Genomic DNA, 16,073 nt, shown 5'->3' with positions numbered 1-16,073 from the left:
TCACGAGATGCCCAGTTCTTCGTCCAGCACGTGGAAAAGCTCCTCGTCGGTGGCGCTCGCGAGGTCGCTACCCGTTTCGCCGCCGGCCCGCTGCCACGCGCGGAGGAGGGCCTGCAGCCGGGCGGTGATCTTCGCCGCGCCACGGTCGTCTCGTGGCCCCGCCGCGGTCAGGGTTGTTTCGAGGCGGTCCAGTTCGGCCAGCAGCGGCCCTGCGGGATCGGTCTGCCCTGGATCGATCAGTGTCAGCAGGTGGGCGGCCAGCGCCGCCGGCGTCGGGTGGTCGAACACCACCGTGGCCGGCAGGCTCACCTCGGCCGCCGCACCGAGCCGGTTGCGCAGCTCGACCGCGGCCAGCGAGTCGAAGCCCATCTCCTGGAACGCTCGCCTCGGCTGGACGGCGGCCGGGGACGCGTGTCCCAGCACCGCGGCGACATGGTGGGACACCAGTTCGAGTACCAGACCGTCCCGTTCGGACTCGGGAAGCGCGGCCAGCCGGACCGCCAGTGTCTCCTGTGGACGTTCGGGGGCCGGGCCGGGGCGTCGGGGCGGCCGGACCAGTCCGCGCAGCACGGCCGGTGTCTCACCGCCTCGGGCCCGCAAGGCCGGCAGGTTGATCTTCACTGGCACGAGCGCCGGTTCGTCGAGGCCGAGCGCCGCGTCGAACAGGGCAAGACCTTCCTCGGTGGACAGCGGGGGTAGCCCGAGCCGGTCCAGGCGACGCAGTGCTGCCTCGTCGAGCAGGCCGGCCATGCCGCCGTCCTCCGCCCAGGCGCCGTAGGCCAAGGCCACCGCCGGCAGCCCCAACCAGTGTCGGTGGGTGGCGAGCGCGTCGAGGAACGTGTTGGCGGCGGCGTAGTTGGCCTGTCCCGCGCCGAGCACGACCCCGGCGGCGGAGGACAACATCACGAACGCCGCGAGGTCGTGGCCCGCGGTCAGCTCGTGCAGGTGCCAGCCACCGTCCACCTTGGGGCGCAGCACACGGTCCCACTGGTCCGGGCTGAGTGACTCGACGACGCCGTTGTCCACCACGCCGGCCGCGTGCACGACGGCGGTCAGCGGGTGCTCGGGTGGGATCGTGGCGAGCAACGCGGCCATCGCGGCACCGTCGGCGATGTCGCAGCTGGTGATTCGCACCTCGGCGCCGAGCCCGGTCAGCTCCTGCTGGAGTTCCCTTGCGCTCGCCGCGTTCGGCCCGCTCCGGCTCGTGAGCAGCAACCGCCGCACGCCGTGCGTCGACACCAGGTTGCGAGCCAGTACCGCGCCCAGTCCGCCTGTGCCGCCGGTGATCAGCACGGTGCCGGCCGGATTCCATGAGCTGTCCCTGGCCGGTGCCACCGTGCGGACGAGCCGGGGCGCCAGCAGTTCCCCGTTCCGGATGGCCAGTTCGGGCTCTCCACTGGCCGCGGCCTCGCGCACCCGGTTCGGTGCCGGCTCCTGACCGTCCACATCGACCAGTACGAACCGGCCGGGGTTCTCCGCTTCCGCTGCTCTGACGAGGCCCCACACCGGCGCGTGGGCGAGGTTGATGTCATGCGCGTCCCGCACCTGGACGGCGTTGGTGGTCACGACGGCCAGCCGGGAGTCCGTGTGGCGTTCGTCGGTGAGCCACGTCCGTACCCGGTCGGCTACCTCGCCGAGCACCGAGCGGACCGAACCCGGGACGTCGTGGTCGCCGGGCGGCACGGTGAGGACGTCGACGTCCCGGGCACGCGTCGGAGCACCGGTCACGGAGTCCCACACCACGCGGTACATGTGGTTCTGGGCGAGGTGCTCATGGCTGATGGGTCGGGCCAGCAGCGAGTCGATCGTGGCGAGTGGTTTGCCCGCGGTGTCGGCGATCTCCAGGGCGAGCGCCTCCGGCCCGGCAGGCGTGATCCGCACCCGCAACGAGGACGCGCCGGCGGACAGGAGTGTCACCCCGCTCCACAGGAACGGGACCACCGGTGGGCCGTCCCCCGTCAGGAGGAGAGGATGCAACGCGGCGTCCAGCAATGCCGGGTGCAGCCCGAACGGACCACCGTCCACGTCGGACGCCTGCACCTCGGCGAAGATCTCCTCACCTCGGCGCCAGGCCCGGCGCAGTCCCCGGAACGCGGGACCGTAGTCGTAGCCCCGGTCGGAGAGCGTGTGGTAGCAGCCGTCGAGGTCGACTTCGTCGGCGTGTGGGGGTGGCCATTCGGTGAGGTCGAACGATGGTTGGTCGCCGGCGGCGAGCACTCCGGTGGCGTGACGGGTCCACTCGTGGTCGTCGTGTCGGGAATGGATCGACAGGCGGTGGTCGCCGTCCACCAGGACCTGCACGGTGACGGCACCGTGCTCGGGCAGCACGAGTGGTGCTTGCAGGGTCAGTTCGGCGACCTGGTCGCAGCCGACCTCGGCGGCGGCACGCAGCGCCAGCTCCACGAATCCTGTGCCTGGCAACAACACCTGGCCCAGGACCACGTGGTCCGCGAGCCAGGGGTGGGTGGTGGTGGAGAGGCGACCGGTCAGGACCGCGCCGCCGGTCTCCGGCAGCTCGACTGCCGTGTCCACCAACGGCTCCGGCGCCGGTGACAGCCAGAACCGTTGGTGCTGGAAGGCATACGTGGGCAGGTCGACTCGTCGGGCGTCGCGGGCGGCGTAGAACGCGGCCCAGTCGACGGGGACACCACGCACGTGCAACTCAGCCAGCGCGGACGTCACCATCACGACCTCGTCCCGACCCCGCCGGCACGAGGGCACGAACTCCTCATCCAGCGCCGACAACACCGCATCGGGACCCACCTCCACAAAAGAGGCCACCCCGGCAGAACGCAGAGCCTGAATCCCGTCGGCGAACCGCACCGTCCGACGAACGTGCTCCACCCAGTACTCGGCGCTGTACTCGGTGACCAGCTCTCCGGTCACGTTGGACACCACGGGGATGGTGGGCCGGTGGTAGGCCACCGACTCCGCGACCGACCGGAACTCCGCCAGCATCGGCTCCATCAGTCCAGAGTGGAACGCGTGCGACACCCGCAACCGCTTCGTCTTCGTGAACCGGGCCGCCACCGCCGACACGGCGTCCTCGACCCCCGAGATCACGACCGAGCTGGGTCCGTTGACCGCGGCGAGGTCGACGCCATCACCCAGCAACGGCAGCACGTCGTCCTCGGTGGCGGCGATGGCGACCATCGCCCCGGCAGCGGGCAGCGCCTGCATCAACCGACCCCGCGCGCTCACCAGCCGCGCCGCATCCGCCAGCGAGAACACACCGGCCACATACGCCGCGACCAACTCACCAATCGAATGCCCAGCCACATATCGCGGCGCGACACCCCATGACTCCAGCAACCGGAACAACGCCACCTCGAACGCGAACAGACCGGCCTGCGTATACCTCGTCTGATGGACGAGTTCGCTACCCAACGCATCCCGCACCGATTCACCCAGCGCGGCACACACCTCGTCGAACGCACGCGCGAACACCGGGAACGCCGAGGACAGCTCGGCACCCATCCCCGGGCGTTGGGAACCCTGACCGGAGAACAGGAACGCGAGTTGCTGTTCGGTTGCCTGGCCGTGGATGCCGTCGCCCTCGGCGATGGCGGTGAGCCCGCCGATCAGTTCGTCGCGGCCGGCGCCGACGACCGCGGCGCGGTGTTCCAGCGCGGCACGAGTGGTGGCGAGCGAGTAGGCCACGTCCACTGGTTCGAGCGACGCGTGCCGGTCGAGGTGGGACCGTAGCCGGACCGCCTGGTCTCGCAGTGCTTCGGTGCTCTGTCCGGACAGGATCCACGGTTGGACCGCGACGGTCTCCTCACGGGGCGAGGGTGCCGGGGTCGCGGGGGCCTGTTCGAGGATCACGTGGGCGTTGGTGCCGCTGATCCCGAACGAGGACACGGCAGCCCGACGCGGCCGGTCACGCGTCGGCCAGTCCCGGGTCTCGGTCAGCAACTCGACCGAGCCGGCCGACCAGTCCACCTTCGACGACGGTGTGTCCGCGTGGAGCGTGGCCGGCACCATCCCGTGCCGCATGGCGAGGACCATCTTGATCACACCCGCGACGCCAGCCGCGGCCTGTGTGTGACCGATGTTCGACTTGATGGACCCGAGCAGCAGCGGCCGCTCCCGCTCCTGGCCGTAGGTGGCCAGGAGGGCCTGCGCCTCGATCGGGTCACCTAGCGTGGTTCCGGTCCCGTGTCCCTCCACGACGTCCACGTCCACATGCGACAGTCCGGCGGACCGCAACGCCTGGGTGATCACCCGCTGCTGTGACGGCCCGTTGGGGGCGGTCAGCCCGTTGGACGCGCCGTCCTGGTTGACCGCGGAACCCCTTACCACTGCCAGCACCTCGTGGCCGTTGCGGCGCGCGTCGGACAGCCGCTCCAGCAGCAGAACCCCGACGCCCTCACCCCAGCTGGTGCCGTCGGCGGCCTCGGCGAACGACTTGCACCGCCCGTCCGGCGCCAACCCACGCTGCCGGCTGAAGTCCACAAAGGAGTCAGGCGTGGCCATCACGGTGACCCCGCCGGCAATGGCCAGCGTGCACTCGCCACGACGCAGGGCCTGGGCGGCCCAGTGCAAGGCCACCAGCGACGACGAGCACGCCGTGTCCACGGTGACCGCGGGCCCTTCCAGACCGAAGGTGTACGCGACCCGGCCGGACACCACGCTGCCCATGCTTCCGTTCGCGAGGTAGCCGGCGATGTCCTCCGGCACCTGGGTCTGCCGGCCCCAGTCGTGGTACATCACCCCGGCGAAGACGCCGGTCTGGCTGCCGCGGACGGTCGTCGGGTCGATCCCGGCCCGCTCGAACAGCTCCCAGGACGCCTCGAGGAACACCCGCTGTTGCGGGTCCATGGCCAGTGCCTCACGCGGGCCGATCCGGAAGAAGGCCGGGTCGAACCGGTCGGCGTCACGCAGGAAGCCGCCCTCGCGCACGTAGCTGGTGCCCACCCGGCCGCTGTCGGGGTCGTACAACGCGGAAAGGTCCCAGCCGCGGTCGCCGGGGAACGGACCGATGCCGTCGGCACCGTCGATCACCAGCTCCCACAACGCCTCCGGCGACGTGACGCCACCGGGGTAGCGGCAGCTCATGCCGATGATGGCGATGGGATCGTCCTCGTTCTCCCTGACCACCGGGACCGCCGTGGCCGGGCCGGTCCCGGTGCCGGTCCCGGTCCCGGTCCCGGTCCCGGTCCCGGTGCCGGTCCCGGTGCCGGTCCCGGTCCCGGTGCCGGTCAGCTCGGTGTCGATGAGGCGGGCCACCGCGACCGCCGTGGGGTGGTCGAAGACCAGCGTCGCCGGCAGCCGCGTCCCGGTCACCGTGCAGAGCCGGTTACGGAGTTCGAGTGCCGACAGCGAGTCGAAGCCCAGGTCGGTGAACGGCCGGTCCGCCTCGACGGCGTCCCCGGCGGTGTGTCCGAGCACGATCGCGATGTGGGCACGCACCAGGTCCAGGAGATGCCGTTCGCGATCCGATGTGGACATACCGGTCAGGCGGTCGGCGAGTGCCCGGTCACCGGTGCGGGTCGGGGTCGGCCGGGTGGCGCGGACGAGTCCACGGAGGACTGCCGGCACGTCGTGGTCCCGCACGGCGGCGGGGTCGAACCGCATGGGGTACAGCACGGCCCGGTCCAGGCCGCAGGCGGCGTCGAAGAGGTCGAGGCCCTCTCGTTCGGGCAGCGCGGCGATGCCGGACCGGCCGATGCGCCGGGCGTCGGTGTCGCTCAACGCGGTGGCTAGGCCGTTGTCCCACAGCCCCCAGGCCAGGGAGACGGCGGGCAGCCCTCGTGCCTGCCGGTGGGAGGCCAGCGCGTCGAGGAAGGTGTTGGCCGCGGCGTAGTTGCCCTGCCCGGCCGCGCCGAGGGTGCCGGATGCCGAGGAGAACAGCACGAACGCCGCGAGGTCGTGGCCGGCGGTGAGTTCGTGCAGGTGCCACGCGGCGTCGACCTTCGGGCGCAGCACCCGGTCGAGCCGTTCGCCGGTCAGCGCGGCGATCAGGCCGTCGTCCAGCACGCCGGCGGCGTGGATGACGGCGGTCAGCGGGTGGGTGGCGGGAATGCCGGCCAGGACGGCGGCGAGCGCGTCCCGGTCGGCGACGTCGCAGGCGACCACCGACGCCGCGGCGCCGCGTTCGGTCAGCTCACGCACCAGATCCTCGGCGCCGGGTGAGTCCGGGCCTCGGCGGCTCGCCAGAACCAGGCTGCGCACGCCGTGCTCGGTCACCAGGTGTCGGGCCAGCACCGCACCCAACCCGCCGGTGCCGCCGGTGATCAGCACGGTGCCGTCCGGATCCCAGGACGTGTCCCGGCCCGATGTCGCTGTGCGTGCGAGCCGGGGTGCGAGCAGACGGCCCTCGCGCACGGCCAGCTCCGGCTCGTCCGTCGTCAGTGCGAGGGGCACGGCCTGCCGGGACGCCTCGTGGTCGTCGACGTCGATCACCACGATCCGGCCCGGGTGCTCGGCCTGCGCGGACCGGACCAGTCCCCACAGCGGCGCCGAGGTGAGGTCGACGTCGTCCGCGTCGGACGTCGCCACCGCCCCACGCGTCACCACCGCCAGCCGCGCGGAGGACTGCTCGTCCGCCAGAAAGTCCTGAAGCTCGTCGAGCAGCCGACGCGTGGCCGCCCGTGCCGCCCGCGCGGTGTCCACAGTAGAGTCCGCGGTCACCCACCGGACGACGGTGTCGTCCGCCTGTCGCGCCTCGGCCGCCGGCACGGCGACCCAGTCCAACTGGAACAGTGAACGGCGGAGCGGGGTGCCGAGGCGGTCCGCCGACGCCGGGCGGGTCGACAGGGACTCCACGGTGGCGACCGGTGTTCCGGTCACGTCGGCCAGGTCGATGGTCACGGCGTCGGAGCCGGTGCGGGACAGCCGCACCCGCACCTCGGCCACCCCGCCGCCCCATCGCGTGATTCCGTTCCAGTGGAAGGGAAGCCCTGGACCGGACGAGTCGAGGAGGGCCGCGGCGTGCAGTGTGGCGTCCAGCAATGCCGGATGCAGGCGATAGGACTCCGCGTCGCCGCGCATCTCCTGCGGGAGGGCGACCTCGGCGAACATGTCCTCGCCCCGCCGCCACGCCCTGCGCAGACCGCGAAACGCTCGACCGTAGTGGAAGCCTTCGGAGTCCAGCCGCTCGTACAGGCCGTCGAGGTCGATCTCCTCGGCGTGCGCGGGTGGCCATTCGGTGAGGTCGAAGGACGGTTGGTCACCCGTGGCGAGTACTCCGGTGGCGTGCCGGATCCACTCGTCCTCCTCCTGTCGCGAGTAGACGGTGAACCGGTGGTCGCCCTCGACCGTGACCTGGACGGTGACCCCACCGTGCTCGGGCACCACGAGCGGCGCCTGCAGGGTCAGCTCGGCGACCTGGTCACAGCCCACCTCCTCGGCCGCCCGCAGTGCCAGCTCGACGAACCCGGTACCGGGAAACATCATCTGCCCCAGCACCATGTGATCGGCAAGCCACGGCCGGGTGTCCACGGACAGCCGGCCGGTCAGCACCACCCCACCCGACTCGGGCAGCTCCACCGCCGCACTCACGAGTGAGTCCGTGGCGGGCGACAGCCAGAACCTTTGGTGTTGGAAGGCATACGTGGGGAGGTCGACGCGACGCGCGCCGGTTCCGGCGAAGTACGCGGGCCAGTCGACCGGGACACCACGCACATGCAACTCGGCCAGCGCGGACGTCACCGTCACGACCTCGTCCCGACCCCGCCGAGACGTGGCCACGAACTCCTCATCCAGCGCCGACAACACCGCATCGGGACCCACCTCCACAAAAGAGGCCACCCCGGCAGAACGCAGAGCCCCAATACCGTCAGCGAACCGCACCGCACGACGAACGTGCTCCACCCAATACTCGGCGCTGTACTCGGAGACCAACTCCCCCGTCAGGTTCGACACCACCGGGATCTCCGGCCGCCGATACGACACGGACTCCGCGACCGCCCGGAACTCCGCCAGCATCGGCTCCATCAACACCGAATGGAACGCGTGCGACACCCGCAACCGCTTCGACTTCGCGAAACGCGCCGCCACCGCCGACACGGCATCCTCGACCCCCGAGATCACCACCGCGTCCTGGCCGTTGACCGCCGCGATGTCCACCCCGTCGACCAGTGCCGCCCTGACCTGCTCCTCGGACGCGGCCACCGCGACCATCGCCCCACCAGGCGGCAACGCCTGCATCAACCGGCCCCGCGCGCTCACCAGCCGTGCCGCGTCCGCCAGCGAGAACACACCGGCCACATACGCCGCGACCAGCTCACCGACGGAGTGCCCCAGCAGGAAGTCCGGGCGCACACCCCAGTCCCGCAACAACCGGTACAACGCCACCTCGAACGCGAACAACCCGGCCTGTGTGTACTTCGTCTGGTGAACCAGCTCGGTGTTCAGCGCCTCCGACACCGACTCGCCCAGTGCCGCGCACACCTCGTCGAACGCACGCGCGAACACCGGGAACGCCGAGGACAACTCGGCACCCATCCCCACGCGCTGGGCACCCTGACCCGAGAACAGGAACGCGGTGCGCCCGGCCGACCGTGCGACCCCGAGGAACACGCCGGGGGCCGCCGAACCGTCGGCCAGCGCACGCAGACCGCGGCGCAGTTCGTCAGGACTGGCACCGACCACCACAGCCCGGTGCTCCAGCGACGAACGCGTGGTGGCCAGCGAGTAGGCCACGTCCACCGGCTCTCCGTCCACATGCGACAGCAGGCGCAATGCCTGGGCCGGCAGGGCATCCGCACCACGAGCCGACACGAGCAACGGCACCGCCCGCTGACCGGTCGGCGCGTCACGTGGTTCACGCTCCTCGGCGGGCGCCTCCTCGATGATCACGTGAGCGTTGGTGCCGCTGATCCCGAACGAGGACACCCCGGCCCGACGCGGCCGGTCACCCGCCGGCCACTCCCGAGCCTGTGCCAACAACTCCACCGAGCCGGCCGACCAGTCCACAGTGGATGACGGTTTGTCGACGTGCAACGTCGCCGGCAGCACTCGATGCCGCATGGCCAGGACCATCTTGATCACACCGGCCACCCCCGCGGCGGCCTGCGTGTGACCGATGTTCGACTTGATCGAGCCCAACCACAGCGGCCGGTCCACGGGGCGGTTCTGGCCGTAGGTCGCCAGCAGCGCCTGCGCCTCGATCGGGTCACCCAACGTGGTCCCGGTCCCGTGCCCCTCAACGACATCGACGTCCACAGCGGACAGTCCGGCCGACCGCAACGCCTGTTCGATGACCCGCTGCTGGGACGGCCCGTTCGGCGCGGTCAACCCGCTCGACGCGCCGTCGGAGTTCACCGAGGAACCCCGCACGACCGCCAGCACGTCGTGCCCGTTGCGGCGCGCGTCGGACAACCGCTCGACGACGAGGACGCCGACACCCTCGCCCCAACCGGTCCCGTCGGCCGCGTCGGCGAACGACTTGCACCGCCCGTCCGGCGCCAGTCCGCGCTGGGAGCTGAAGTCCACGAAGGTGTCCGGCGTCGCCATGACCGTGACCCCGCCGACCAACGCCAGCGGGCAGTCACCACGCCGCAGCGCCTGGATGGCCCAGTGCAGCGCGACCAGCGCCGACGAGCACGCCGTGTCCACGCTCACCGCGGGTCCTTCCAGCCCGAGCGTGTACGCGACCCGGCCGGACACCACACTGCCGACCTGGTGGTTGCCCGGGTAGTCGTGGTACATCACGCCCGCGAACACCCCGGTCTGGCTGCCCTTCAGCGACGTGGGTGGGATCCCGGCCCGCTCCAGCGCCTCCCACGAGATCTCCAGCAGCAGCCGCTGCTGCGGGTCGATCGTGAGCGCCTCGCGCGGGCTGACCCCGAAGAACCCGGCGTCGAACGCCGGCGCGTCGTGGAGAAAGCCGCCGTGCCGCACATAGCTGGTGCCGGGCCGCTCCCGGGTCGGGTCGTACAGCCGGCCCAGATCCCATCCCCGGTCGACCGGAAAACCACTGATTCCGTCACGCCCGGACGAGACGAGCGCCCACAGATCCTCAGGCGAGAAAATGCCGCCCGGATATCGGCACGCCATTCCCACGATCGCGATCGGCTCGTCATTTCGCTGTTCGACCTCACGCAACTGACGACGTGCCTCACGGAGATCCGTGGTGGCCCGTTTGAGATAACTCAGCAGCTTTTCGTCGCCGGTCATTCGAGTCCTCTCGACTCCAGCGTAATTGCGGTGCTGTACCGCACGTTACGAGTCGAGAAAGCTCGCCCCAACCCCTATCGGGGCGTCGCCGCCCCCACAATTCAGGTACGGGTGGCGGTGGCGAGTCGCGCGAGCTCCGGCACGAGATCGTGCGGGCTCGGCATGGCGTCCAGCTCACCACGCAGGCGCTCGGCATGGCCCCGGGGCTCCGGATCGGTGAGCAGGCGGGTGAGCTGAGTACCGAGCGATTCGGGGTCGGCCATCAGGCCCGCCCCCTGGTCCACCACGCGGCGGAAGACGTCGGTGGCCGGCCCGAGCTGGGGCAGCCCATGCGCGAGCGCCGCCGCCACCGGGTGTGCCATGCCGTCGTGCACCACGGCCGAGCACGTCGGCAGCACGGCGGTCACCGGCAGTTCCTCGACCAGGCGGACGTTGCCCGGCACGCCCACGTCCGGCGGGACCTGGTCGGCGGCGCAGACCACCTCGGCGTCCACCCCGCCGAACCCCGCGACGAGAGCGGCAGCGCCCGCGGTCACGCACACGCGCCGCCGGCGCGGTTTCCGGCGCAGCCAGACGGGAACGACGGCCGGGCCCGCATAGGGGACGAAACGCATCGACCGGTGCCCGGCGTCCTCGGGGTCACGCAGTGACGGCGGCCGGGAGTCCAGTGTCAGGTCGGCCTCGGCCGCACTGGTCCCGCCGGGCAGGCCCACCACCCGGACGCTCGTCGCGGCGACGGCCCGGGCCGCCAGCGCGCCATCGGGCGCCCCGTCGTCCCAGACGACCAGGTCGGGTCGCCACAGGTCGGCGTGGTCCACCAGGTCGTCCGCGACAGCGACCAGCCCGGTCAGGTTGATCGTCTCGGTGAACTCCGGCGGGCCGGCCACCCGGACGAGGTGTCCGGCGGTGCGCAGGGCCCACGCCAGCGGCACCAGGTGATGCAGGCGCTCGGGCACGGCTGGGACGGTCATGAGGACGCGCATGGGAAGCTCCCAGAGAGGTCAGGCGTCCGGCAGGCTGACCGCCTCCGCGGCGGTGTGTTTCATCGCCAGCCGGGACGCGATGTAGGTGACCGGCAGCACCAGCAGGTACGCCGCGAGCACGACGGCGAGGAACACCCAGACCGGGCCGGACGGGACCACGGTGTGGCTCACCGCGATGGCCATCGGGATGACGGTGAACAGCGAGACGACCGCGCCGAGCGCGATGCCGGCGGTGGCGATGACGGAGCCTTCGAGGAACAGCATCCGCATCACCTGGCGCCGGGTCGCCCCGTTGAGCCGCTGCACCCCGAACTCCCGGCGGCGGGCCAGCACCGACACCGCCAGGGTGTTGATCGTCGCGATGGCCGCGTAGGCGATGGCCAGAAAGGCGAGCAGGTAGTTGATCCACGCCTGCATGCCGAGGCCGGACGAGAAGTTGGCCAGCAACGCGTCCTCGCCGCCGACCTCGGTGCCCGGCCAGCCCGCGACCCGCTCCCGGAGCGTGCCGACGAGCGCGGCCGGATCCTGCCCGGACTCGGCCCGGACCAGGATCTGTGACGGCAGCTCGGCGGTCGTGTGCGGGGCGAGCAGGCCGGCGGGAAGCACCAGGCTCGGGTAGTTCCACGGACTGTCCAGCAGTGCGACGACGCGGACGTCGACGAGGACGCCGTCGCCGAGCCGCACGGAGATCTCATCGCCGACGCCGAACCCGAGGTCCTCGGCGGCGTCCCTCGGCACCGCGACCGTGTTCCCGTCGAGGTCGGCGAGTGAGCCGGCGGTGACCGGCATCGCGATCACCGGGTCGCGTTCCTGGGCGTCGACCCCCAGCAGTGGCCAGCCCTCCTCACCGTGAAAGGTGTCCTCGGGCTGCTCGATCGCCCCCGAGCTCGACACCAGCGCGGAGGCGTCCGCCACGCCCGGGGTGCCGAGGACGTCGGCGAGCATGCCGGGCGTGACGGCGCCGAAGGTCGAGGTGACCACGGCGTCGGCCTGGAGCTGTTGGGCGTACCCGGCCTCGCGGGCGGCGCTCTCCGTGGTCTGGGAGTAGACGTTGCCGAGCGCGATGGCGGTGCCCAGCGTGATCGGCATCAGCACCGCGGCGAACTGCACGGCCCGCGTGCGGGTGTTGATCACCGCGAGGTGGCCGTTGGTGCCGCCGACCCGCCGGATGAGCCCGGCCGCCCGGCCCACCAGCCGGTCGATGATCTCGGGGCCGAGCAGCGCGACGGCGATGGCCCCGGTCAGGACCGCCGGACCGCCGGTCGCCGCCGCGGTCTCCGCGCCGAGGAACGGGGTGGTGACGGCGAGCCCGACCGTGGCGGCGGCGAACACCCTGGCGAGGTACCGGCGCACCATGCCGACCTCCGCCGGCGGGATGGCCGCCTCGACGAGTGCCTGGATCGGCCGGGTGTCGGCGGCGCGGCGGGCGGCCAACCGGGCCGCGAGGTAGGGCGCCGCGAGCCCGAGCACGATACCGGCGGCGAACGGGACGGGCCCCTGCTGGAACTCGAGCTTCGCGGGCACCACGCCCCGGTCGGTGATCAGCGCGAAGAGCCAGAGGCCCATGAACCTGCCGAGCGCGAGGCCGCAGAGGACGGCGAGCCCCGCGACCACCATGGTCTCGGCGAGCACCATCTTCCGCACCTGCGCGGGGGTGGCGCCGCTGGCCCGCAGCAGGGCGAGCTCCCGTTCCCGTTGCCGGACGGTCAGGCCGATCGTGGCAGCCACCACGATCCCCATCACCACCATCACCATGCCGCCGAAGATGCTCGACAGCAGGATCAGCGGGAAGAAGCTCGTGCCGATGCCGGCGAACTCGACCGTGCCGCGGTCGTCGCCGGTGAACACGGTCAGGTCACCGAACCGCGCGGCCAGCCTTTCGGCGAGGTCGTCCGCCGAGGTGCCGGCGGCGGGGAACACGCCGATCGCGTCGACCGTGTCCGGGTGCGCGGAGAACCGGCGCACGTCGTCCTCGGCGAAGAACAGGGCGGGCGCGTCGACCTGGTGCCGCGCCGTGGCGACCCCGGAGACGACGAAACTCTCCGGCTCACCCGCGACCACGATCTCCACGCGGTCACCGGGCTTCACCCCGGCGTGCTCGGCGGACACGGCGTCCAGCACGACCTCACCGGCGCCCGGCTCGTCGCCCCGCACCGTGTACGGGGTCAGGCTGGCGGAGGTCCAGTCGTGTCCGGCGAGGTAGGCGCCGCCGTCGGTGGGCCGAGGGTCGGCGACGAGAACGGCGGGGAACGACACGTCCGCCACCGCCCGCTCGACCCCGTCCACGGCGGCGACCTCGCCGACCACGTCGGCGCCGATGCCGGACCGCTCGCCGTAGCCGCCGACCTCGGGCTCCGGCCCGCCGAGCACCACCGGGGCGCCGGCGAACCGCTGGGGCAGCGAGTCGAGCCGCAGGCCGGACTCGAAGAGCCCGCCGCAGGCGATCAGGATCGCGGAACCCAGCATGACCGCGAGAAACGTCGCGATGGCTGCCGCGGTCCGGTAGCGAAGACTGGCCAGCGCGAGCTTGATCATCGCCGGCCCTGGACCAGACCGTCGGGCTTGCCGGCCCGCGAGCTCAGCCCGGCCAGCGCGGCGGCCACGGCCTCTGGCGTCGGCTCGGCGAGGCGGGACACGATCTGTCCGTCCACCAGGAACAGCACGTTGTCGGCGTAGGACGCGGCGACGGGGTCGTGCGTCACCATGACGACCGTCTGCCCGGCCTTCGCCAGCTCACGCACGAGGGCGAGCACGTCGGCCGCGGTCTGCGTGTCGAGCGCGCCGGTCGGCTCGTCGGCGAACGTCACCCGCGCCCGGCTCACGAGAGCGCGGGCGATCGCCACCCGCTGCTGCTGACCACCGGACAGCTCGCCGGGCCGGTGCTTGACCCGGTCGCCGAGGCCGACCAGCTCGATGACCTTGGCCACCCACTGCTCGTCCGGCTTCTGCTCGGCCAGCACCGTCGGCAGGGTGACGTTCTCCCACACGTTGAGCGCGGGCATCAGGTTGAACGACTGGAAGATGAACGCGATGTGCTTGCGGCGCAACAGGGTCAGCTCGGTCTCGCCCTTGCCGACCAGCTCGTTGCCGACCAGCGTGACCGAGCCCGACGTCGGCTGGTCGAGGCCGGCCGCGCAGTGCAGCAGCGTGCTCTTGCCGGAGCCGGACGGACCCATGACCGCGGTGAAGGACCCGGCGGGGAAGTCGACCGTGACCCCGTCGAGAGCGGTCACCGCGCTGTCGCCGCTGCCGTAGACCTTGCGGACCGACTCCAGGCGGACCGGCGCGTCTGGAGTGCTCACTCAGCCTGCCTCCGCTTGCGGGCCGCCGAGCCGATGGCCAGCCAGAGGCCGCCGACGACGAGGCCACCGCCGCCGACCGTCCACAGCCACCACGGGAAGGCGAGGTCCCCGCCGATGATGCTGACCAGCCCCCAGATGAGGATCTGGATGCCGCACACGGTCGCCCAGACCACGGCGATCACGCGGCGCGTGGTCAGCAGACCGACCGGCACGCCGTCGGTCTTCGCCTTCGTCCGCGCGGCCCGCGCCTGCTCCTTCTCGAGGTTCGCCTGCTCCTTCGCCGCTTCCGGGGCCTGCTGCTCCTCTGGCCACGACAAGCGGCCGAACAGTGAGTTCTCGTCTCGTTCCTCACTCATTCCGAGGCCCCCTTCCCCAGGTCCACGCGCGAGCCGGCGGCGTGGTTCCACTCGAACGTCCAGTACAGCGCGGCGGCCACCGGCAACCCACCGATCGGCGTCCAGATCCACCACCACTCGTCCAAGTCGCCGCTGAACAGGCCGATCATCAACCAGACGATCACCTGCGCGACGGTCGCCACGACCCAGAGGGCGATGGCGACCCGGCTGAGGACAAGCAGCGGAGGTGGGACGGCGACGTCGGGCACGCCGCTCACCGAGGCGGTGAGCTGGGCCCGCGTTCGCGCCGCAGCGGCCCGGGAGAGCCGGGCCTCGGCCTGCGGAACGACGATCCGCCCCTCGTCCCTGGCCTGCGCGATCCGCCGTGCGGCCAGCATGCGCTCGACCTCGGAGACGGGCGCCAGTTCGGGTCGCGACAGCTGGTCGAGCCAGGCGGGCGCTCCGCTTGATCGGTCGATCACGGCTCTCCTCGGTCGCCCGCACCGGTTAGGCTGGAAAATAGTGTGTGCCATGAACAGTTTATCGGTTTTCGGAGAGGAGAGGAAGTATGGCGGCGATCAACGACGGTCTGCCCCCCGGTTTCGCACTCGCCTGGGGGCTCACCCCGACGTCGGCGTCCAAGCGGGGGCCCAAGCCCGCGCACAGCGTCGACCAGATCGTCGAGACGGCCATCCGGCTCGCCGACGTGGAGGACTCCGCCGCGCTGTCCATGTCGCGTATCGCCAAGGAACTCGGCCTCACCGCCAACGCGCTCTACCGCTACGTCAGCTCCAAGGACGAACTGCTGGTCCTGGTCGCCGACACCGCCTGGGGTCCCCCGCCCGACTCCGTGGCCGAGGCCACGAGCTGGCGGGACGCGGCCGCCGTCTGGACCCGCGCGGTCATCGGCCGCTACCGCGAACGCCCGTGGCTGCTGGACATCCCGGTCCACGGCGCGCCGGTGACCCCCAACCTGTTGCGCTGGCTGGAAGTTCTCCTGGCGGCCATGGCCGGCTCCGGGCCGGCCGACCAGGAGCTGCTCGGCTGCGCGATGCTGCTGGACGGCTACGCCCGCAGCACAGCGTCGCTGTTCCGCGACCTGTCCGGCAGCAGCGGGCCGCCGGTGCAGTCCGCGTCCGTGACGGGATCCCTGCAACCGCTGCTGCGTGAGCACGGCTATCCCGTGCTCGCCGGCATGCTGGCCGGTGGGAGCTACCAGGACGGCCCGTCGACCATCGACGACGACATCGGCTTCGGCCTCGACCGGCTGCTCGACGGGATCGAGGCGCTGGTCACCGCCAGGCAGGCCACCGCGACCGTCTCCTGACCGG

At 71.8% G+C, this 16,073-nt stretch carries 7 protein-coding genes; 1 reads left to right on the top strand and 6 read right to left on the bottom strand.

Annotated features, from left to right (window positions below; translation table 11 throughout):
• The 6 genes from VF106_RS06525 to VF106_RS06500 all read right to left on the bottom strand — a co-directional run bounded on the left by VF106_RS06525 (position 1) and on the right by VF106_RS06500 (position 15,224).
• Entirely contained in the window at positions 1–10,122 is a 10,122-nt protein-coding gene (locus VF106_RS06525) for an SDR family NAD(P)-dependent oxidoreductase (protein ID WP_330838657.1), read from the bottom strand.
• A gap of 101 nt (positions 10,123–10,223) precedes the next feature.
• Positions 10,224–11,105, bottom strand: coding sequence for a nucleotide disphospho-sugar-binding domain-containing protein (locus VF106_RS06520; RefSeq protein ID WP_330838656.1), 882 nt, complete (start codon positions 11,103–11,105; stop codon positions 10,224–10,226).
• Positions 11,106–11,123: 18 nt separating this feature from the next.
• Positions 11,124–13,640: an FtsX-like permease family protein gene (locus tag VF106_RS06515; RefSeq protein WP_330838655.1), complete on the bottom strand. Its 2,517-nt coding sequence runs from the start codon at positions 13,638–13,640 to the stop codon at positions 11,124–11,126.
• A complete protein-coding gene (locus VF106_RS06510; protein WP_330838654.1) occupies positions 13,637–14,407 on the bottom strand; it encodes an ABC transporter ATP-binding protein in 771 nt (256 codons plus the stop codon). The genes VF106_RS06515 and VF106_RS06510 overlap by 4 nt, the downstream gene beginning before the upstream one ends.
• A complete protein-coding gene (locus VF106_RS06505; protein WP_330838653.1) occupies positions 14,404–14,763 on the bottom strand; it encodes a hypothetical protein in 360 nt (119 codons plus the stop codon). Before VF106_RS06505 ends, VF106_RS06510 begins: the two co-directional genes overlap by 4 nt.
• Positions 14,760–15,224, bottom strand: coding sequence for a DUF1707 domain-containing protein (locus VF106_RS06500; RefSeq protein ID WP_330838652.1), 465 nt, complete (start codon positions 15,222–15,224; stop codon positions 14,760–14,762). The genes VF106_RS06505 and VF106_RS06500 overlap by 4 nt, the downstream gene beginning before the upstream one ends.
• A gap of 86 nt (positions 15,225–15,310) precedes the next feature.
• Here VF106_RS06500 and VF106_RS06495 point away from each other — a divergent pair, with 86 nt between their 5' ends.
• Positions 15,311–16,069, top strand: coding sequence for a TetR/AcrR family transcriptional regulator (locus VF106_RS06495; RefSeq protein ID WP_330838651.1), 759 nt, complete (start codon positions 15,311–15,313; stop codon positions 16,067–16,069).
• The last annotated feature ends 4 nt before the right edge of the window (positions 16,070–16,073 follow it).

The organism is Actinophytocola sp., from assembly GCF_036378875.1.
Lineage (GTDB): Bacteria > Actinomycetota > Actinomycetes > Mycobacteriales > Pseudonocardiaceae > Actinophytocola.
Note: the sequence above shows the minus strand (reverse complement) of the source record. Positions and strands in the feature narration are given on the sequence as shown.

Bases quoted from the DNA above. Each gene is read 5' to 3' on its own strand.
- VF106_RS06505 (WP_330838653.1), bottom strand. From the start codon at position 14,763: ATGAGTGAGGAACGAGACGAGAACTCACTGTTCGGCCGCTTGTCGTGG.
- VF106_RS06495 (WP_330838651.1), top strand. From the start codon at position 15,311: ATGGCGGCGATCAACGACGGTCTGCCCCCCGGTTTCGCACTCGCCTGG.
- VF106_RS06525 (WP_330838657.1), bottom strand. From the start codon at position 10,122: ATGACCGGCGACGAAAAGCTGCTGAGTTATCTCAAACGGGCCACCACG.
- VF106_RS06515 (WP_330838655.1), bottom strand. From the start codon at position 13,640: ATGATCAAGCTCGCGCTGGCCAGTCTTCGCTACCGGACCGCGGCAGCC.
- VF106_RS06520 (WP_330838656.1), bottom strand. From the start codon at position 11,105: ATGCGCGTCCTCATGACCGTCCCAGCCGTGCCCGAGCGCCTGCATCAC.